The sequence below is a fragment of the Pseudolactococcus piscium genome (assembly GCF_002441695.1).
GTDB lineage: Bacteria > Bacillota > Bacilli > Lactobacillales > Streptococcaceae > Pseudolactococcus > Pseudolactococcus piscium.
Genome location: NZ_JXJW01000011.1, coordinates 59,935 through 80,503 on the forward strand (window position 1 = coordinate 59,935; position 20,569 = coordinate 80,503).

20 protein-coding genes are annotated in these 20,569 nt (G+C 36.2%); 13 read left to right on the forward strand and 7 right to left on the reverse strand.

Annotated features, from left to right (window positions below; translation table 11 throughout):
• From galU to dltD, 10 genes are all read left to right on the forward strand, one after another.
• Nucleotides 1–924 (forward strand): UTP--glucose-1-phosphate uridylyltransferase GalU, encoded by a 924-nt coding sequence (gene galU, locus RU86_RS06470; protein ID WP_096814601.1) that lies wholly within the window; start codon nucleotides 1–3, stop codon nucleotides 922–924.
• A gap of 116 nt (nucleotides 925–1,040) precedes the next feature.
• Entirely contained in the window at nucleotides 1,041–1,472 is a 432-nt protein-coding gene (locus tag RU86_RS06475; protein WP_096814602.1) for a NusG domain II-containing protein, read from the forward strand.
• Entirely contained in the window at nucleotides 1,469–2,017 is a 549-nt protein-coding gene (locus RU86_RS06480) for a Gx transporter family protein (RefSeq protein WP_079506279.1), read from the forward strand. The genes RU86_RS06475 and RU86_RS06480 overlap by 4 nt, the downstream gene beginning before the upstream one ends.
• A complete protein-coding gene (locus tag RU86_RS06485; protein WP_096814624.1) occupies nucleotides 2,014–2,958 on the forward strand; it encodes a polyprenyl synthetase family protein in 945 nt (314 codons plus the stop codon). The genes RU86_RS06480 and RU86_RS06485 overlap by 4 nt, the downstream gene beginning before the upstream one ends.
• The gene (rsmG, locus tag RU86_RS06490) at nucleotides 2,955–3,674 is read left to right on the forward strand and encodes a 16S rRNA (guanine(527)-N(7))-methyltransferase RsmG (RefSeq protein ID WP_096814603.1); all 720 of its coding nucleotides are present in this window, start codon (nucleotides 2,955–2,957) and stop codon (nucleotides 3,672–3,674) included. The genes RU86_RS06485 and rsmG overlap by 4 nt, the downstream gene beginning before the upstream one ends.
• 248 nt (nucleotides 3,675–3,922) lie before the next feature.
• Entirely contained in the window at nucleotides 3,923–4,036 is a 114-nt protein-coding gene (locus RU86_RS06495; RefSeq protein ID WP_223271064.1) for a teichoic acid D-Ala incorporation-associated protein DltX, read from the forward strand.
• A gap of 22 nt (nucleotides 4,037–4,058) precedes the next feature.
• Nucleotides 4,059–5,600, forward strand: coding sequence for a D-alanine--poly(phosphoribitol) ligase subunit DltA (dltA, locus tag RU86_RS06500; RefSeq protein ID WP_096814625.1), 1,542 nt, complete (start codon nucleotides 4,059–4,061; stop codon nucleotides 5,598–5,600).
• Entirely contained in the window at nucleotides 5,597–6,859 is a 1,263-nt protein-coding gene (gene dltB, locus RU86_RS06505) for a D-alanyl-lipoteichoic acid biosynthesis protein DltB (RefSeq protein WP_096814605.1), read from the forward strand. Before dltA ends, dltB begins: the two co-directional genes overlap by 4 nt.
• Nucleotides 6,860–6,993: 134 nt before the next feature.
• Entirely contained in the window at nucleotides 6,994–7,233 is a 240-nt protein-coding gene (gene dltC, locus RU86_RS06510) for a D-alanine--poly(phosphoribitol) ligase subunit DltC (protein WP_096814606.1), read from the forward strand.
• Complete coding sequence (gene dltD, locus RU86_RS06515) at nucleotides 7,226–8,479, forward strand: D-alanyl-lipoteichoic acid biosynthesis protein DltD (RefSeq protein WP_096814607.1); 1,254 nt, start codon at nucleotides 7,226–7,228, stop codon at nucleotides 8,477–8,479. The genes dltC and dltD overlap by 8 nt, the downstream gene beginning before the upstream one ends.
• A 213-nt stretch (nucleotides 8,480–8,692) precedes the next feature.
• Here the strand turns inward: dltD and purH are convergent, their stop codons facing one another.
• Nucleotides 8,693–10,237 carry a bifunctional phosphoribosylaminoimidazolecarboxamide formyltransferase/IMP cyclohydrolase gene (gene purH / locus RU86_RS06520; protein ID WP_096814608.1) on the reverse strand — a complete coding sequence of 515 codons (1,545 nt, stop codon included), beginning with the start codon at nucleotides 10,235–10,237 and terminating at the stop codon, nucleotides 8,693–8,695.
• A 304-nt stretch (nucleotides 10,238–10,541) separates the two neighbouring features.
• Between purH and RU86_RS06525 the strand changes: the two genes are divergently transcribed.
• The gene (locus RU86_RS06525; RefSeq protein WP_096814609.1) at nucleotides 10,542–11,270 is read left to right on the forward strand and encodes a toll/interleukin-1 receptor domain-containing protein; all 729 of its coding nucleotides are present in this window, start codon (nucleotides 10,542–10,544) and stop codon (nucleotides 11,268–11,270) included.
• Here RU86_RS06525 and RU86_RS06530 read toward each other — a convergent pair.
• Nucleotides 11,230–12,675, reverse strand: a complete 1,446-nt coding sequence (locus RU86_RS06530; protein WP_096814610.1) for an SIR2 family protein — start codon at nucleotides 12,673–12,675, stop codon at nucleotides 11,230–11,232. The two genes, RU86_RS06525 and RU86_RS06530, sit on opposite strands and share 41 nt — an antisense overlap.
• Before the next feature lie 102 nt (nucleotides 12,676–12,777).
• Here RU86_RS06530 and RU86_RS06535 point away from each other — a divergent pair, with 102 nt between their 5' ends.
• Nucleotides 12,778–13,668 carry a tyrosine-type recombinase/integrase gene (locus RU86_RS06535; RefSeq protein ID WP_096814611.1) on the forward strand — a complete coding sequence of 297 codons (891 nt, stop codon included), beginning with the start codon at nucleotides 12,778–12,780 and terminating at the stop codon, nucleotides 13,666–13,668.
• 89 nt (nucleotides 13,669–13,757) lie between these two features.
• Here the strand turns inward: RU86_RS06535 and galE are convergent, their stop codons facing one another.
• From galE to RU86_RS06560, 5 genes are all read right to left on the reverse strand, one after another.
• Nucleotides 13,758–14,747, reverse strand: coding sequence for a UDP-glucose 4-epimerase GalE (gene galE / locus RU86_RS06540; protein WP_096814612.1), 990 nt, complete (start codon nucleotides 14,745–14,747; stop codon nucleotides 13,758–13,760).
• A 74-nt stretch (nucleotides 14,748–14,821) separates the two neighbouring features.
• Nucleotides 14,822–16,267, reverse strand: coding sequence for a sucrose phosphorylase (gene gtfA / locus RU86_RS06545; RefSeq protein WP_096814613.1), 1,446 nt, complete (start codon nucleotides 16,265–16,267; stop codon nucleotides 14,822–14,824).
• Nucleotides 16,268–16,357: 90 nt separating this feature from the next.
• Nucleotides 16,358–17,185, reverse strand: coding sequence for a carbohydrate ABC transporter permease (locus tag RU86_RS06550; RefSeq protein ID WP_096814614.1), 828 nt, complete (start codon nucleotides 17,183–17,185; stop codon nucleotides 16,358–16,360).
• Between the two features lie 22 nt (nucleotides 17,186–17,207).
• Entirely contained in the window at nucleotides 17,208–18,077 is an 870-nt protein-coding gene (locus RU86_RS06555) for a carbohydrate ABC transporter permease (protein WP_096814615.1), read from the reverse strand.
• Nucleotides 18,078–18,175: 98 nt separating this feature from the next.
• Complete coding sequence (locus RU86_RS06560; RefSeq protein ID WP_096814616.1) at nucleotides 18,176–19,420, reverse strand: ABC transporter substrate-binding protein; 1,245 nt, start codon at nucleotides 19,418–19,420, stop codon at nucleotides 18,176–18,178.
• A gap of 162 nt (nucleotides 19,421–19,582) precedes the next feature.
• On the opposite strand from RU86_RS06560, the gene RU86_RS06565 reads away from it, so the two are divergent.
• Entirely contained in the window at nucleotides 19,583–20,452 is an 870-nt protein-coding gene (locus RU86_RS06565; protein ID WP_096814617.1) for an AraC family transcriptional regulator, read from the forward strand.
• Nucleotides 20,453–20,569: the final 117 nt, after the last annotated feature.

The window sequence follows — 20,569 nt, forward strand, 5'->3', positions numbered from 1 at the left end:
ATGAAAAATGAACAGCAAGCTGTTAAAGTCAAGAAAGCGGTAATCCCTGCAGCAGGTCTTGGTACACGTTTTTTACCCGCGACTAAGGCGATTGCTAAAGAGATGCTACCGATAGTTGATAAGCCAACAATCCAGTTTATTGTTGAGGAAGCACTTAAATCTGGTATTGAGGATATCTTGATCGTCACAGGTAAAGCCAAACGACCTATCGAAGACCATTTTGACTCAAATATTGAACTTGAGATGGCCTTAAAGGCGAAGGGTAAAGATGATCTCTTAAAACTTGTTGAAGAGACGACAGATATTAATTTACATTTCATTCGTCAAAGCCACCCAATGGGCCTAGGCCATGCTGTACTTCAAGCTAAAGCCTTCATAGGTGATGAACCTTTTGTTGTCATGCTTGGCGATGACTTGATGGAGTCTGACATTCCCTTAACGAAGCAACTGATTACTGACTATGAGAAAACGCATGCCTCTACGATTGCTGTCATGAAAGTACCACATCAAGATGTTGACAAATATGGTGTCATTGCACCCGAAGGCGAAGTCGAAAAAGGCTTGTATAACGTTGCTAATTTCGTTGAAAAACCTGCAATTGAAGATGCACCTAGTGATCTTGCCATCATCGGTCGTTATTTATTAACACCTGAAATATTCAGTATTCTAGAAACACAAAAACCTGGTGCTGGAAATGAAATTCAACTAACAGATGCAATCGAGAGATTAAATAAAACACAACGCGTTTTTGCTCGTGAATTTAAAGGCAAACGTTATGACGTTGGCGATAAGTTCGGCTTTGTCGAAACAACGATAGAATATGGCTTAACACACCCGCAAATCAAAGATGCTTTACATGATTATATTATCAAAAAAGCAAAAGAACTTGAGGCTACAAGTAAAATAAGTACAAAGAAAAGCTAATGATCTAGCGTTCCGTGAGGGGCGCTTTTCTTATCGTTTGTTGCTAACTAGCTTTTTGCCCAGTCGCCACTTAAAACTTTTAAGCAAAAATCTATAAAACATGATAAAATGGAGTAATGAAAGCATCCACGGGCATCTTTAAAAAAGCAAAGCATTTACAGATGAAACCAGTCGATTTCATCTTGATAATCCTATTAATGATTGCAAGCTTTTCTCCTTTCTTATTACTAAGGGGAAATCAACAACCAGGACAAATTGCGCAACTTCGGGTTAATAGTCAGGTCGTTAAAACATTTGATTTAGGTAAAGACCAGACCTATACTTACCGCGACGTAGCCCATGATGACATCAACAAAATAGAAGTACGTGATGGGCAAATTGCTATTGTTTATGCCAACTGCGGCGATCAGATTTGTGTTCGCAAGGGTTATATCGGTAAAACTGGCCAAACCATCGTGTGTTTACCTCATCGCTTAGTCATTGAAATCATGGGTGCAACCGATGAAAAGGGTAAAGATAAAAAAGATAGGATAGTAGATTACCAATGACACAACATCAGCTACATCGACTTGTCTACATTGCTTTACTGACAGCTACGGCAACCATTATTGGTATCGTCGAAACCTTATTCCCATCACCATTTGCATTTGCACCTGGTGCCAAACTAGGGTTTAGTAATCTTGTTGTCTTAATGGCAATTTTTACACTAAAAAAATCCGATGTCATCATTTTGATGATCTTAAAATTGCTGCTTACTGCCTTATTTACCGGATTTTCTGTCTTCTTGTATAGTCTTTCTGGTGGGATATTATCCCTTCTAGCCATGTATCTCATCAAACTCTTGGGCCCAAAACTAGTCAGTCTGATAGGTATCTCATTAGCAGGCGGTTTTTTTCATAATGTCGGTCAGCTTGTAATGGCAACATTTATTTCTCAGACACCTGCAGTACTTTTGTATTTACCATGGCTCGCTTTTTTCGGTCTTTTGGCTGGATTTTTTATAGGCGTAGCTGCTAACTCTCTACTTTATAAGATTAAACCGATCAATGATTTATTTGTAAAAGAAAATAAAATTTGGATGACAGACCTATGACTTTTTGGAATACATATCCCCAACTTGCTAAGCAACTTGATATCGTTCATGAAACGATGACTGATGCCATTAAAGTAAAAAATCCTCAGACGCAGCAAGCGATTTTAAGCTTGTTAGCTTCTGGTGGCAAGATGCTCCGCCCAGCTTATCTGCTGCTATTTTCTGACTTCACAACCTTAGACTCAGACAAAAGAATCGCCTTAGCCAGTTCAATAGAACTGCTACATACGGCAACACTTGTCCATGATGATATCATTGATGAAGCTGAAACACGACGGGGTGTCCCAACGATTTCCCACCTCTATGGTAATGAAGTTGCTGTCTATGCTGGTGATTATTTATTTATTGCTGTCTTTAAATTAATGATTAAACACGCCTTAGATATGTCAAATCTATCCAACCGAATTGATGCCATGGAAACCGTACTTAATGGTGAACTTGGTCAGATGAATTTGCGTTTCAACACGGATCAAACCATTTCAGACTATCTAGCAAATATTTCTGGGAAAACGGCTGAGTTATTTGCACAAGCCTGTGCTGTCTCTCTTTTTGCAGATGGACAAATAATGCTTGCTAAGCGTGCCTATGATATTGGACTTAATATCGGTATAGCCTTCCAAATTATGGATGATTATCTAGATTACACAACAGAAAGTCAAACCTTTGGCAAACCTGTACTGACAGATATCAAACAAGGCATCTATTCTGCACCTGTTTTATTTGCCATAGCTGCCGACGCTAATGTAGCTGATCTATTAGCACAAGAAGCTTATGATCAAGTGTTTACGATTATTCATGGGACACATGCCTTAGATAAAACCTATGCACTAGCTAAAAAACATACTGATAAGGCATTGAAACTGATCCAAAAATTACCAGATATCCCTGCTAAATCTGATATCCATATGATTACGAAAACCCTACTAGAAAGACAATTATGACACCAGAAGCCTTTTATAGCGAACTAGAACAATTTGATATTTACTTAACTGATACACAAAAAGAACAATTTGAAACTTATTTTAATTTTTTGGTAACTGAAAACGAAAAAATTAATTTGACTGCTATCACTGAAAAACAAGACGTCTACCTCAAGCACTTTTATGATTCTATCGCACCACTTTTATATAACGTAATTGATAATACGTCACTCAAATTATTAGATATTGGTGCTGGTGCTGGCTTTCCAAGTTTTCCGATGAAGATTATCTTTCCTGAGTTAAAGGTAACCATCATTGACTCCTTAAATAAGCGGATTAAATTTTTAGAAGCCCTATCTGATAAACTGAACTTCGATACAGCTACAATTACCTTATTACATGGACGAGCTGAAGATTTTGGACAAGATCCTATTTATAGAGGCCAGTTTGACTATGTTACTGCTCGCGCAGTAGCACGCTTGAATGTCTTGTCAGAATTAACCTTACCTTTTTTGAAAAAGAATGGCAAGCTGCTATCACTCAAAGCAAGTCAGATGCTAGATGAGATGACGCAAGCCAAACATGCCATTGCTATTTTAGGTGGCAAATTAGGCACACCTCTAGATTATACCTTACCAAATGGTGATGAACGCCATCTAGTGATGATCGAGAAGAAAAAGGAAACACCAAAGAGATTCCCGCGTAAAGCAGGCACACCCAATAAAAAGCCACTTTAAACCGTTTACTAGATAATCAATAAACAGATTATATCGTTAGACGGATACGATTAGAAGTAAAATAAATATATCTTTCAAAAATGTAAGTTATATTTTATTGTTTTTAATACATTTTTAATTTCTCTTTTGCTATAATATAATAATCGTGATCAAAACCGGCGTTTCACTACCATTGAAACAGTTAAACCTAACAGGAGCTAAACGTGATTCATTACATCTTAAACTTGCCGCAACAAAATAAGTGGCCTATCATCAAATTTATTTTACAAACTATCCTCTACTTCTTTATTTTTTTAGTCCTCCTCTACTTCTTCAGTTACACTGGCGTTGGACAAGGTAATTTTATCTATAATGAATTTTAATCGCACAGAAAGAAGAACAGACATGCCCGTTTTAGACTTTATTGCTACACTTGATCATTATGCACTTACGCAACCTCAAAATCCTGTTTATGATATGTTAGGTAAACAAAATACCTATGCCCAACTCAAACAAGATTCCGACAGTCTTGCTGCTTATATTGATAGCTTGAACTTACCTGCTAAGAGCCCAGTTATGGTATTTGGTGGACAAGACTATGAGATGCTTGTTGCTTTCGTTGCCTTATCAAAATCAGGACACGCTTATATTCCAGTAGATGTCAATTCAACGACTGAACGTATCACCTCAATCGTCACAATTGCAGCACCAAGTGCAATCATTGCTGTACAACACCTGCCGATCGCTATCTCAGACTTACCTATCATTAGTTCAGACGATTTGACAGATGTTATCTCACAAGCTACAGCTTATGAGATGACACATGCTGTAGCCGGTGATGATACCTATTACATCATCTTCACTTCAGGGACGACAGGGCAACCAAAAGGCGTTCAAATTTCTCATGATAATCTCCGATCTTTTGTCAACTGGGTTTTGACATCTAGTGAATTTGATTTACCATCGGGTGCTAAGATACTATCCCAAGCGCCTTATTCCTTTGACTTGTCAGTCATGTCTTGGGCACCTGCTTTAGCAGTAGGTGGTTGCTTATATGCACTTCCTAAAGAAAAAACAGAGAATTTTAAAGATTTGTTTGCTATCTTACCTCAAATGCCAGTTCAAGTATGGGTTTCTACCCCTTCTTTTGCTGACATGGTGCTGTTATCAGATGACTTTTCAAGCGATAAAATGCCAGACCTATCACATTTTTATTTTTGTGGTGAAGAGTTAACTGTTGGTACTGCAAGCAAATTACGCCAGAGATTCCCAGATGCTAGTATTATCAATTCATTTGGGCCTACTGAGAGCACTGTCGCTTTTTCAGCCGTTGCGATTTCAGACGAGATGATTGAAAAAGCTGACCGTCTGCCAATTGGGTATATCAAAGCCGATTCACCAACCTTTATCATTAACGACGCGGGGGATATCCTAGAACCTGATATGCCTGGTGAGATTATCGTCACAGGACCTGCTGTTTCAAAAGGCTACATTAATAATCCAGAAAAAACTGCCCAATCGTTCTTTGAATTAAATGGTGCACCAGCTTATCATACAGGTGATTTAGGGTCTCTAGATGCTGATGGCATGTTACATTATCAGGGCCGAATCGATTTTCAAATCAAGTTTAACGGTTACAGTATAGAGCTTGAAGAGGTGGCACATGTTTTAAACTTATCTCAATATGTAGAAGCTGCTGTTGCTGTCCCACGCTATAATGTGCAACACAAAGTCCAGCAATTACTTGCTTTTGTCGTTGCTAAACCAGGTGTCAAAGCGCAATTTGACAAAGAGTTAGCCTTAACAAAAGCGATTAAAACTGAACTTGTGGACGAGATGATGTCTTACATGATGCCATCAAGATTTATTTATAGGGAGTCGCTGCCAATTACACCAAATGGTAAAATTGATATCAAAGCGCTAATAACTGAGGTGAACACCCGATGAGTTCATTTTTACAGTCCTTGCCTAACTGGCAACCTTATGGGACACCTCATTATTTTTCAATCTTATTACTAGCACTGCTACCGATCGTGATTGCTATATTTTTAGGTAAAAGACTCCCAATCTATGAAGAGCTTGTCTCAATTGGATTCATTAGCTTGATGTTCGGAGGTACGCATTACAAGCAATTCTTTGCTCTAATTGGCTATCTAGTCTGGCAATCCTTAGTTGTCTTTTCCTACCAGACCTACCGTAAAAAATATGATCATCATTTGGTCTTCTACTTCAGTGTCTTACTTGCTGCACTTCCGCTGATTGTGGTTAAAGTAACTCCTACGATACTCGGCAGTAATTCTTTACTTGGTTTCCTAGGTATTTCATATCTTACTTTTAAGACTGTTGCTATGGTCATGGAGATGAGAGATGGTGAGTTAACCGATGTTACTTTGTGGCCATTTATACGATTTATGATTTTCCTCCCTACCATTTCGTCGGGACCTATAGACCGCTATCGTCGGTTCCAACAAGATTATCTTAAGGTGCCAACTCGTGATGACTATCTGAGCATGCTTGAAAAGGCTGTTTGGTATATCATGCTCGGTGCCCTATATAAGTTCATCATATCCCATATGTTAGTCACTTATGTTATTCCACCTATCAAGTTAGCTGCACTGGCTACTGGTGGGTTAATGAATTGGCACACAGTTTTATACATGTATGCTTGGGGATTTGACCTATTCTTTGACTTTGCTGGTTATTCCATGTTTGCTGTCGGTATCTCTTATATCATGGGGATCAAAACACCAATCAACTTTAATAAGCCGTTCCTAGCAAGAGACTTAAAAGATTTTTGGAACCGTTGGCATATGTCCCTTAGTTTCTGGTTTAGAGACTTTGTCTTCATGAGATTAGTTTATACCATGATGAAACGTAAAGTCTTTAAAAATAGAAACACCACCTCAAGTGTCGCTTATTTGCTTAATATGACACTGATGGGCTTCTGGCATGGCTTACATTGGTACTATATTGTTTATGGTATCTTCCATGGTGTTGGCTTAATCATTAATGATTGGTGGGTTCGCAAGAAAAAAACAATCAATAAAAAAAGAAAACAAGCTGGACAACAGCCCCTTGTCGATAATAAATGGACACATGGGATTGGCATTTTCATCACATTCCATGTTGTCATGCTGAGTTTGTTAATCTTTTCAGGTTTTCTAGACACACTCTGGTTTCATAATTTTATCCGTCAACCCAAATAACCTGATTTAAATTAACTTAGCTTCTTAAGCTAATGACTCCCCTTTCCTGAGACCAGGAATTTTATTAGGATGCAATCTTATCCCATTTAAACCACTCAGAAACTTACTACTACATTTTACAGGAGAAATAAAAAATGGACATTCAAACAACAGTAATTCAACTAATTGATACTTTATTTATGGAAGATATTTCAGATATGATGGATGAAGACCTCTTTGATGCTGGTGTTTTAGACTCAATGGGAACGGTAGAGCTAGTTATTGAACTAGAGACAACCTTCAATATCAAAATCCCAGTATCAGATATGGGTCGTGATGACTGGAATACTGGTAATAAAATAGTCGAAGGTGTTAAGGAATTACAACATGCTTAAGCGTCTCTGGTTTATTTTTGGTCCAATTCTTATCTCTATGCTGCTACTTGCTGCTTTCCTATTATTTGCGCCTGATAAAACAACTCATCGCTTGTATGACGAAAAACGTGCCGCTACTGCATTAACACCGATTGTATTCAAAAATGCTTCTTTAAAAAAAGAGGCACTTTCAGATCCAGATCATCGTTTTGTCCCCTTTTTCGGATCAAGTGAATGGAAACGACTGGATGAAATGCACCCATCTGTTTTATCTCAAGCCTATAATCGAAACTACACGCCGTTTTTGTTAGGCTTAAAAGGTGCTGAATCACTAACACATTACTTCGGCATGCAACAAATTAAGCCTGAGCTAAATAACAAACAAGCCGTTTTTGTTATTTCTCCCCAATGGTTCATCAAAAGAGGCCAATCACCAGGGGCTTTCAATTTTTATTTTGCTAGTGACCAAGGCTATCGTTTTTTAGAAGGTGCTAAAAATACAGCTGCTGATAAGTATGCGGCCAAACGTTTTCTAAAAATGGCACCTACTAGTTCCCTCAGCAGATTTATGGAAAAAATAGCTGAGGGAAAACCACTCAGCCAAATCGATAAGTGGCAAATTAATGTACAAAAGAAACTCGCCGTTCATGAAGATAATCTATTTGCAGGGCTTCAGTTTGGAGATAATTTTAAAAATGTCGTAAAACCACGTGCCAAGCTACTCCCTCAGCCTTACAATCTAGAAGCGCTTCAATCACAAGCAAATCAACTAGGTAAACTAAACACAAATAATAACCAGTTTGGTATTCTCAACAGTTTTTATACCAGTCAGATTAGGGATACACTCTCTAAACTACAAAATGCACAACGAACATTTTCTTATGTTAAATCACCAGAATATAACGATCTCCAATTGGTGCTAACTGAATTCGCTAAACAGAAAACTGATGTCATATTTGTCATCCCACCTATTAACGGAAAATGGCAAAGTTATACTGGACTAAGTGAGGAAATGTACCAAACATCAGTTGATAAGATCCGTTATCAGCTATCTTCACAAGGCTTTCATCATGTTGCTGATTTATCCAAAAAAGGAAATGAACCCTATTTCATGCAGGATACCATCCACCTTGGTTGGAATGGCTGGTTAGCCTTTGATCATCATGTTGACAAATTTTTAACAACAAAACAAAAAACACCAACTTATAAGCTGAATGATTACTTCTTTAGTCCTGAATGGGCAAATGCAACTGAAGTAAACAAGTAAACTAGTGACCTATCTATTTATCAAAATCATAACGCCAGATGCCCTTTCTGAGCGTTTTTGATTACATTCAAATGATATGTTGCAAGGTGTATATAAGTGTCAACTCACTCTATCAGATAAAAAACCTCCACACCTATCATTTCTAGGTTGTGGAGGTTTAATATGTTAGTGACGCATTGTATGACTACTGTTACGAGACAGCCCGTTCACGTATCAATGTCTGAAGTGACGCGCACCAGTGAAGACCATGGCGATACCATGCTTATTTGCCTCATCAATTGCATCCTGGTCACGAACTGAGCCACCAGGTTGGATAATGGCTTTGATACCAGCTTTTGCGATTTCCTCTACATTATCTGAAAATGGGAAGAAAGCATCTGATGCTAGTACTGCTTCTTCGAGTCGATCTGCTGCTTGCTCAATCGCAATTTTAACAGATGCAACGCGATTTGTTTGTCCAGGACCTACACCTAGCGTTTGGTGATCATTTGTGATGATGATCCCATTTGACTTGACATATTTGACTGAACGCCAAGCAAACTCTAAGGCAGCTACTTCTTTTTCACTGGGTTTGCGGTCAGTTACGATATCCCATGTATCACGTAACTCAACAGTCGTATCTTGATTTTGCACTAGTAAGCCACCAAGAACACCTGTCAACTCTTTTGGTAATTCTGATGCAGCTTGTTGCGCAAAATCGAGCGCTAAGATTCTTAGGTTTTTCTTTTTAGTCGTTAACACCGCTAAGGCTTCCTCAGAATAGCTTGGTGCTATGATGATTTCAAGGAAGATATCATGCATTTTTTTAGCAGTTTCGACGTCTACTTCTCGGTTTGAGACAACAATCCCACCAAATATTGAAACTGGATCAGATGCGTAGGCATAATCCCAAGCTTTTTCAATCGTATCAGCACTACCGATTCCACAAGGATTCATATGTTTTAAGGCAACAATAGTTGGCGCAGTAAAATCACGAATAATGCGAATCGCTGCATCAGCATCTCGAATGTTATTAAAGGATAGCTCCTTACCATTCAATTGTTTTGCTGCTGCAATTGAATAAGGGACTGGTAATGCTGTTTCATAAAAATCAGCATCTTGTTGTGGATTCTCCCCATAACGCATGGCTTGCTTAAGGTCATAGGTCACTGTTAGTTTTTCTGGTTTATCGACACCAACTTGTGCGGTAAAGTATTCAGCGATCAAAGCATCATATGCAGCCGTATGACGAAATACTTTGGCAGCCAGTTTTTGACGTGTTTCATAACTAGTATCGCCATGTTCAGAGAACGCGTCCAAGACTAAAGCATAGTCAGCAGGATCTACCACTACTGTTACACTTGCATGATTTTTGGCAGCAGAACGTAGCATAGATGGTCCACCAATATCGATGTTTTCTACAGCATCAGCATAGGTTACATCAGGCTTTATGATCGTTTCCTTAAATGGATAAAGGTTGACGACAACTAAATCAATCGGTAGGATATCGTGCGCTTTCATAGCAGAAACATGGCTGTCAAGATCACGTCGTGCTAAGAGACCACCATGAATCTTAGGATGCAAGGTCTTAACGCGGCCATCCATCATTTCAGGAAAATCAGTCACATCATCGATCGCAATGGTCGCAACACCAGCAGTGTCTAATGCTGTCTTAGTGCCACCAGTAGAAATAATCTCCCACCCTAATTCTTGTAATGTCGTAGCAAATGCTACAATACCTGCTTTATCGCTCACACTAATTAACGCTCGTCTAGTCACCTTATTCTCCTTTTTTATAAAAACAGTTGATAGTTCAATTTTAAGCGTTTTTTATCATTTTATATATAGAAAAACGTATATCTTGTAGAAACATACGTTTATTGTTCGGTATTTGCTGTTTCTTGATAAGTTGAATCCTATATGATGCTAGGAAATTTAAAGGGTTGGAAACAAGTATAGGAGCTTTATATTAGGCTATCAATATGCTGATCTTTCATGTATATCCATCATTTAGTTATTTCTCAATATTCTTTAGAAAAAATTAAAAACCTCCAAATAATATTCGATTATTTGGAGGTTTTTAATGTGCAAAAATGATTTTTTTTTAAGTTATTCAAGAGATAGTTATTTAGAAGTTACAGAATCAATGATATCCTATTTAGAAACAAAAGGCTTTAATATATGGGTTGATCGTTATGATGTTCCGTTCGGAGTAGATGTGTATGATAATATAAAAAAAGTAATAACTGATGCAAAAGAATGGAATGGAGCAATAATCCTTTTTGACCCTACTTATTTTTCAAAAAATTGGTGCATACTTGAACTAGATGAGTTAATATTGAACAATATATCTATTTTACCTATTCTATGGAAGATTAAGAAAGAAGATTTTCCTGAATCATATAGAAATATTTTAAAGACAAATTATGCCAAAACAATTTACTCAATAGATGATTTACCAGAAATTATCAATGCCATCACATTATTCTATGTTAAAACACCTAAGTATCTTCCTAAGTTAAATGGTCAAAGCATTGATATATTAAAGGATATGATGTATCAGGTTTGTATCAGTACTGATTTTTTTAATAAACTAATACTAACTTCAATATTGATTGAGTTCTTCATAACAAAGTCTAAACATGATACAAGTGCCTTACATTGGTTAAGTATTTCAAAAGCTATTCTAGTAGATATACTGAGTAACTATTTTGAGACTAAATTAATGTCAACCTATAATATCAAATTTATAGATGCCATAAAAGATACAATTATAAAAAAATACTCTTTTCTACATGAATATAATCGATAATACGGATAATCATATCAACCATTTTTTCAGTATCATTTTTGTCAATCGTTTCGAGTTCAGTAGCGAACTTTTTTAGGTATCCGTAATCTGAAATATTATGTTTGATTTCTTCGAAAATAACCCTTGATGCACCTTCTGTTTGTGGAATAGGTATAATATAATTTTTATTTTTTTTAGCTCTGTTAAATTCATTCATTACCCCTTTAGCTGGTATATAACTGGCGCCACCATCATAAGTTTGATTCCCAAAAATAAAGATAAATATGCCACTTTCTTCTAGGATACTTTCCTGATACTGTCTTTTAGTACTGTCATTAAGTAGTACCTCTAGATTACCTTCTGCATTTTTTATCCTAGGCATTTTATTCAGCTTAAAATAGTCTTCAACAACTAAATTATCTTCATTTATTTGTTCTAATACTCCCTTTGAAAATGCTGCTGTACCTTCAATCATAGCAGTAGCAACATGATATCTTTTTTGAATCAATTTTTTGCCAAGTTCTGTTTGAAATTTATAAATTAGTTCATCAGTCCAACCATCAGGATTTTTTCTATTACTTCCTCCAACATGAATATATCGCGTTTTATTTTTATTATATAAACATGCTAATATCTCGGGTAAATCAGTTTTATAGTCCTCGATCCAAATTGTTTTTATTCCAGCTCTTAGCCGGTCTTTAGATGCTAATTCTTTTTTCTTGTTTATATAACTCGATCCTTTACCAGAAGCTTTTGCTTCAATAAAATAATGACTCTGCATATTATCTTTAGTATAGGTACTTAATGTTGCAAGCAAATTATTGAAATCAGGATCTTGAAAACTATAACCAAGAAAAAGAAACGTTTTATTTGTTAAATCTCCTAATAGAGAGTTAACAAAAAGTTGATGTGTTGTAGAATAATTTTGATAATCATCTCTAGTTATCACACAATTTTCAATATCTTCTTTATCTCCGTGAAATTTATATACTTTATCTGTATAACCTAGTTGATCTCTATAAAAATCCATATTTTTTCTTAATACAAGTGGCTTTCTCTCTCTTCTAATCAGATAATCTTCAATTTCTGAATCATAATTAGTAGTCCAGTATGTATGAATAGGTAATTTTGTCAATGTAGTTAGGGTTTTATTATCAAGAGGCTGTTTTTTTAACTCTTTTTCAATGATACTAAATAGAGGACGCTTGTTCTGTTCTTGATTCACAAAGTATTGAGCGAGAGTAATCAAATCATCTTCTTTTTCAATTTTCAATGATAACTCTTCAGCTGCTGGTCTTAATAATTCACTCCAGTTTGCAAAGCCAGAAGACATAGAAGTTCCAGCACCACAAAAAATAGCTGCACTGTTGTTATAAATAGCTTCTTCAAACTTAACTAGAAATGAATTTATATTTTTTTTATGCACATTAAAAACCTCCAAATAATCGAATATTATTGTATGATTATTATACCATAAAATTACATTTTCTGTTTATTTTAATTAAATTAGAATTGAGAAAGAGAACTTATGAACCATATCATTAAATCATTCATTTCTACCAAAAAACTTGAGAATCTATCGCCATCAACTTTAAAAGCTTATCAGGTTGACTTATCAAAATTCTCTGCCTATTGTATCCACCATAATTTTCAGCTTGAAGCTGGTATGATTAACTATTTTACCTATCTTGAAAAAACTGATACCTATCGTTCCACTACTAAAAGTAGGAAAATAGTCACTATGAAATTACTGTATCATTATTTATCACAACAAAATTTAATCACACAATTCACACTACCCCACGTCAAAATAAGAAAAGAAAAGAGACTTCCAAAGACACTGACTGTTTTCGAACTAAAGCAATTGTTCGCAAGTATCTCAAAAATTCCAAAATCTGAAATAAAGCAACGTGACCAAATAAGGGATTTTGCAATTCTAAATATTTTGATTACGCTTGGCCTCAGAATATGTGAAGTACGAAATTTAAATTTACATGATTATAACGCTAAAAATGGCCAACTCACAATTTTTGGAAAAAACCGCAAAGAACGCTTATTATTTTTAACACATACGCAAGACAAGATCATGATGAAGACTTATTTAAAAATACGATCACAATATACTGCTGCTTCTGAAGAATCTGCCTTTTTTCTCAATAAATACGGTAAACGGCTTTCTATCTATGGTATCGAAAATATATTTTTTAAATATCGTGATCTATCAAATATTAATCCTAACGCAACACCACATCACCTCCGCCATAGTTTTGCAACAGAATTACTTAATAATGGTGCTAATCTCAGAGATATTCAGGAACTTTTAGGTCATTCAAGCATCACAACGACAGAGATTTACGTTGAGGTATCATCAACTCGTAAAAAGAAGGTCTTAACAAAGTATGGCATTAAAAAATACTAGTCAGTTATCAATATAAAATAAGACTGTTGCATCAAAAAAAACGTGCAGAAATTGATTCTCTACACGTTCTCATATAACCCTATTTGCTATTAATCAGTATAGCCATGAGGATGCTTCTGGTGCCACTTCCAAGCATTACCGATAATATCAGTCAAGCTTTCAGTTGGTTTCCAGCCAAGCGTTTCCTGGGCCTTGCTGCTATCGGCAACCAAGGCATCAGGATCTCCAGCTCGGCGAGGACCAATCTCAGATGGAATCGCATGACCAGTTACTTGTCTTGCAGTTTCGAGTACTTGCAAGTTTGAGTAGCCTGTTTTAGTCCCTAAGTTAAAGGCATCTGACTTGCCACCAGCTTTTAGATAAGCTAATGCTTTGATATGCGCATCGATCAAGTCTGTCATACCGATATAGTCTCTAACACAAGTGCCATCTTCTGTGTGGTAGTCATCACCATAGATCATGATTTTGTCACGTTGACTAAGAGCAACTTGTAAGATGATGGGTATCAAGTGTGTTTCATTTTTATGTGCTTCACCGATCGAGCCATCATGTTTGGCACCTGCTACATTAAAATAGCGTAAGGCAACATAGGTCATATCAGTTGCTGAGGCTTGCCAGGCCATCATTTTTTCCATGATCAGTTTACTTTCACCGTAAGGATTGATCGGGTTTTGTGGTGTCGTCTCAGTAATTGGCGTTTCCTTTGGGATACCAAAGGTAGCTGCTGTTGATGAAAAGACGATATGTTTGACATCAAACTGATGCATCACTTCAAGTAAGGTCATCGCACCACCCACATTATTCTCAAAATACATGAGTGGTTTTTCCATCGATTCACCAACCAAGGAATAAGCGCAAAAATGCATCACACCCTCGATATTTGACTCTTTAGTAAAGACATCAGCTAAGAAATCCTTGTCGCGAATATCTCCCTCATAAAAACGGGCTTTATCAGCAACTGCGGCACGATGACCGGTCGATAAGTTATCAACGACAGCCACATCATAGCCACGCGCCAGAAATTCATCTGTCGCATGACTACCAACATAACCCGCTCCGCCTAAAATCAATACTGTCATTTCTTACCTCAATCTATCTATTCTAAGTATCATTTACATTAATTCTTGACACATAATATGTTGACTATATTCTATCATAGTCCTGATATTTTTTCTCCGTTAAGCTTAATCTCAAAGGCATATGTTTTAGCATTCGCCGTCAATACCGCACAATTTTCTTTTTGTGCATCAAATCGGCTAATAATAATCTCATGCTCACTTGGTGTATCAACCTCAATACTCCCCTCAAGATCAAAGGCTGCAGCCGTATTTCTGAAGGTTAAGAGTGCCAACAATTTTTGTACAACTGGGCGTTGTAATTCTGTCTTAATTTCTGGCAAGTCATAATAATGTCGATTGATATTACGGCCTTCTTTTGATGCTTCTAATAACTCCAGATCATTTTTTCCAGCTAACAAACCGACATAGTAAACTTGCGGGATACCCGGTGCAAAAACTTGAATGGCACGTGCCAGTAAGTAGGCAGCATCGTTATCTCCCAAAGCTGAATAATAGGTTGAGTTAATTTGATAAATATCTAGATTATTATAGGCTTCAGATGAGAAAATTTTCTTAACATTGGCGCCAACCTTGTACAGTTCTTCAGACGTGTAATCTGTTTCTGCTTGCGTTAAAATATCAGCAGCATCAACGACACCAATCCCATCATGTGTATCTAATGTTGTAAATTGCTTCATGGGTGACATCTTTAACCATTTAGCTAATTGATTTGTTTTTCCTGAGTAGAGTGTATAAAGACCAACCATCGGTAAGGTAAAATCATAGATATAAAAATCATGTGACGCGATTTTATGTTGAATACTGTAATGTTCATGAATCTCTGGTAAAATCTCACACCCTTTTGCCATCGTGATCTCTCTGATGTCGTTTAGTAAATCCCAAATCTCAGGTTCAACGAAAAAATCATTTGTATCTAACTTTTTAATGGCATAAGCAAAGGCATCCAGACGCACGATATCACAGCCATGATCAATCAATTGTGTCAAAGTTGCTTTAATAAATTGTCTTGTAACCGCTTGATTCACATCAAGATCTATCTGTTCTTCACCAAAGGTATTCCAAACAAGCTCATGTGTCCCATCAGCAAAGGTTACGTCTTGAAATGGTGCCTTGTCCTTGCGTTTATATATCAGATCTATATCTGCCTGCGTCGGCCGATTCTCTGGCCAGAAGTTTTTATTTCGAAGAAATAAATCTGCAAATTCTGATGCATCTTTTTTCTCTTTGAAATCAATAAACTCAGGACTTTGACGAGATAGATGGTTAATCATGAAGTCAAACATCAGATAGTAATTTTCACCAATGGCCTCGATATCCTCCCAATCACCAAATGCACTGTCAACATGACGATAATCTTGCGGTGCAAACCCTCGGTCTCCTGTCGATGGAAAGAAGGGTAATAAGTGCACACCACCAATCGCCCCTTTTAAATCATCAGCAAGCACAGTTTGTAGCTCTTTCAAATTTTTACCTAAACTGTCCGCATAAGTAATCAGCATCACCTTATTTTGAATTGGCATCGTTTTCTCCTCTGATAGTTTGTCAATCGTTTAATAAGTATAGTATAGCAAAATATGCATGCCATGTAAACGTTTTCTATCGTTTAAAATCTATTTGACTGCACCATTACTCATGCCTGAAATAATACTTCTTTGGAAAAAGAGATAAACAATCGTAATCGTAATAATACCAATGACATATGAAGCAAAACTTGGACCAAAATCACTCATATATTGTCCTTGATAATTGTATTGGAACAAGGGTAAGGTCCAAAAAGAATCATCCCGGTTAAGTATCAACAGTGGCAAGAGGAAATCATTCCAAATCCATAAGGCATTTAGAATCAATGTTGTTGCATGCATCGGTTTCATCAATGGAAAGGCTATTTTAACAAACATGGTTAGTTTACTTGCACCATCAATCTCTGCAGCCTCATCCAAACTTTCAGGAATTGATAACTTGATATAACCGACGTATAAAAATAGCGTTTGTGGAATGGCATATGTCAAGTATAGGAGAATCAAACCTGGTAAATTCATCAGTCCCAGCGCTGTCATTTGATTCGTAATTGGTAACATAATCACCTGAAAAGGGACGAAAATACCAAGAATCAATAATGAATACATGATTGTAAATGCTGTTTTACGACTGATATTTCTAGCAATAGAGAATGCTGCCATCGGCACAATCAAAATGATCAATACAATTGAAACAACAGAAATGATAATCGAATTAAAGAAGTACTTCCCAATGCCATCCTCAATTAAGCGGGTGTAATTATCCATTGTAAAGTGTTTTGGTAAACTAAAGAAATGTTGCATGATTTGAGGCGTGTCTTTAAAAGAACTGACCAATGTTAAGTAGATGGGGATTAAGATAAGTATGGCCCCGATAATTAGTAATAATAGATGTGGTAACTTATTTTCTTTATTTTTCATTTCTCTACCCTTTCATGCTTCCCTACACTTCAAATCGCTTAGAAACAGCTTGTTGAATCAGAGAAATGACGACGATTATAATGAATAAGACAACAGCGAGTGCATTAGCATAGCCAAAACTATTATTCTTAAAGGCGGTATTGTAGACTAGCATACCTAATGTTGCTGTCATATCATTTGGTCCACCACCTGTCAGCACGAATATATTATCAAAGGCAGTCAAGCCACCTTTTAAAGCAAGGATAAATACCATAGAAATTGATGGGATTAAAAAGGGGATTTCAATGCTTTTAAAAATTTGTTTTCTATTTGCACCGTCAATCGCTGCAGCTTCCAGAATTTCCTGTGGTATACTTTGTAACCCTGCTAGAAAAATAATCGTTGGTGTCGCAATACCTTGCCACAAAGCAACAAATAGCACCGCATAGATAACTGTTTTAGGATTCGAAAGTAGGTTTTCTTTCAAAAAAGCAATATGGAATGTTTCCCCAATCAAGGGGATACCATATGCAAAAATTTGCTTAAAGATCATACCGATTGTTACCGTTGCAATCACGGCAGGAAAGAAAAAAATGGCACGAAAGAAATTAGACGTTCTAAGTTTAGCATTCAAAGCACGAGCAACAAGAATCCCGATACTTACTTGACCCACAATCATCCCAATGGTAAAAATAATCGTAAATCTGATCGTTTTAATAAATTTTGGATCACTAAAAATGGCTGTATAATTCTTAAAACCGATGTAGTCATAGTTATCTGTCAATCCCGTCCAATTTGTGAATGAGAACATGACACCTCGGATAGTGGGTAAGTAAAAGAATATAAATTGCAAGATGATTGGGACTAGTAGGAAGAGGTAACCCCAGTACTTACTGATAAATTTATCTTTCATAATCTAATCTCTTTTCTAGTTTTATGAATTTATGAACTTTATACTAAACTCATCACAATAGATGAGTTTAGGAAAAATCCATAAATCTGAAAATAATTCTATTTCATTGAATCGAAGAAAACATTTAGTTCTTTTGCAAAATTATCTGCGTTTCCTGAGCGTGCGTAATTTGCTGTCAGTGTATGGAAATCAATTTCACTAGTCCATTTAGATTGTAACCAAACAAACTGTTTATCAGTAAATGTAAGTCGTGTTATGCCCTCAAGTTCTGGCATTTTACCTTCGGTCTTAACACCTTTGACTGATGTTGGCTCTCCATTTACATCAAAATATTTTTGGAAGACTTTAGCTGTGCTAAAGTAGTTAACAAATTTTTCGGCTGCTGCTTTATGTTTAGACGTACTAGAAATAGAAAGTGCCATATCTGCTGCACCAACACTCATTGCATCTTCAGCTGTTTTACCTGGATAAGCAAATGACCGAATTTCAAAGCTTGGTTTTTGCTGTTGAACAGCAGCAAGTGCCCAAATACCTTGAGGTAAAATAAGCGATTTTCCACTTACAAATGCTGCTATTGCATCATTGTAGGTTGCCCCTTCTGCACCTTTTTGACCATTACCTTTTAGAATATCTAGTTGTTTGACTACAGATTGAAAATTAGGATTAGCCGTTTTAATTGCACCTTTTGGAGAAAAACGAAGTGCATTTTGTGCCCCATCAAAACCGCCATCAGCTTGTGCCCATGCCAACTGACCAAATCCATTGAGTGACCAAGCATCACCTTGTGCTAAAGATAGTGCGAAAGGTGACTGATCCTTGCCTTTTTCTTTTATATCCTTAACTACTGCTTCAAATTCATCCCAGGTTTTAGGCGCTTCAATCCCAAGTTTTTTAAAGGCATCTACATTGTAGAAGAATCCCCATGCATTTGAATCTAGTGGAGCGCTATAAAGCTTATCATTTATTTTATATTGTGCAGCAACGCCTTCTTTGATATTGTTCATGAACGACTTACCAGTTAAGTCTTCAAATACATGATTCGCTGCCCATTCTTTAAAATCTGAATTTTGTGGATAGATATTAACAACATCAGGTGTATCTTTTGAAGAAATACGTGTTTTCAAAACATTACTCGGATCTGGGACAGATACAACTTTTACTTTTATGTCTTTATTCTCCTTCTCAAAATCTTTAGCAATTTCTTTTGTAATGCCTAGTGTCTCTTTTTTTTGAGTGAAAAATTCAATTTCAGTTTTTTTGCTACTTGTACTACCACAAGACGCTAATAAAGCTACTGATGCTAAACTGACAACTGTCATTGCCCATTTTGTTCTTTTATTCATATTAAGTTTCCCTCTTCTAGAACTTATATTTAGTTAGTGCTTAGTAAGCGCTTTCTATATCTTTATTATATGATAGAAATATGAGTATGGATATAGACAGACGTTCTTAATTTATGGTAAAATGTATGCAGTAAACGTTTACAAAAGAAAGTTTAGTAAATTATGAAATATAGAGAGTTTCATCAAAATTATTTAGATATCAACCTTGATTTTGTGGGTAATGAAACCACAATCCCTAGTTTTAGTTTTGGCCCTACAAAACGTGAAAATTATGTCATACATTATATTGTATCAGGACGTGGTATATTCACAATTAATGGCTCAAAGTATGGTTTAGAAGCTGGTGATTGTTTCATATTACCTGCTGAAGTTGAGACCTTTTATCAGTCAGATCCTATTGATCCATGGGTCTATAACTGGCTAGGTATTAGTGGTCGAATTATAGCAGATTTATTTGCCAGAACTTCAGTAAACGACCAAAATTGGGTATTAAAAAATGTCAGCACAACTGACTTTATCAAGTCATTTAATCAAATTTATACTCTATCCTATGAGGATATGGCTTGTATTGATTTACGCATTCAAGCAGAACTTTTTTTGTTAATGAAAAGTCTAATGACTGCTTTCCCAAAACTGTCAAGTTCTCATAAAAATCAATCTGATTATTATGCTGAAAAAGCCTATATGTTTATCAATAATAACTATAAGCGTGGCATCAAAATAAAAGACGTTTTAGCCCATGTGATGATTTCACGTGCCTATCTTTTTACAGTTTTCAAACATAAGTATGGCCTCTCACCACAAAAATATTTAATTGACTTACGTATGGGCCAAGCAATCATGTTGCTTATTCATTCAGAGAATTTGATTTCTCAAATCTCAGAGAGTATCGGCTTTACAGATTCTCTTGGTTTTTCAAATGCATTTAAAAAGCGTTATGGCGTGAGCCCAACGAAATTTCGTGCTGAAAATCATGATAATTTGATGCTTGAAACATTGACTTCTACCAATATGAATCGCATAAAGAAATAAGCAAGTTTATCGCTTATTTTTATTTTATCCGATCCATACTTTATTGCTAGACTAAGTCATTAATTAATAAAAAAAACGCCAAATCAGCGTTTTTTTATGATGTGAGAATAAACTTGC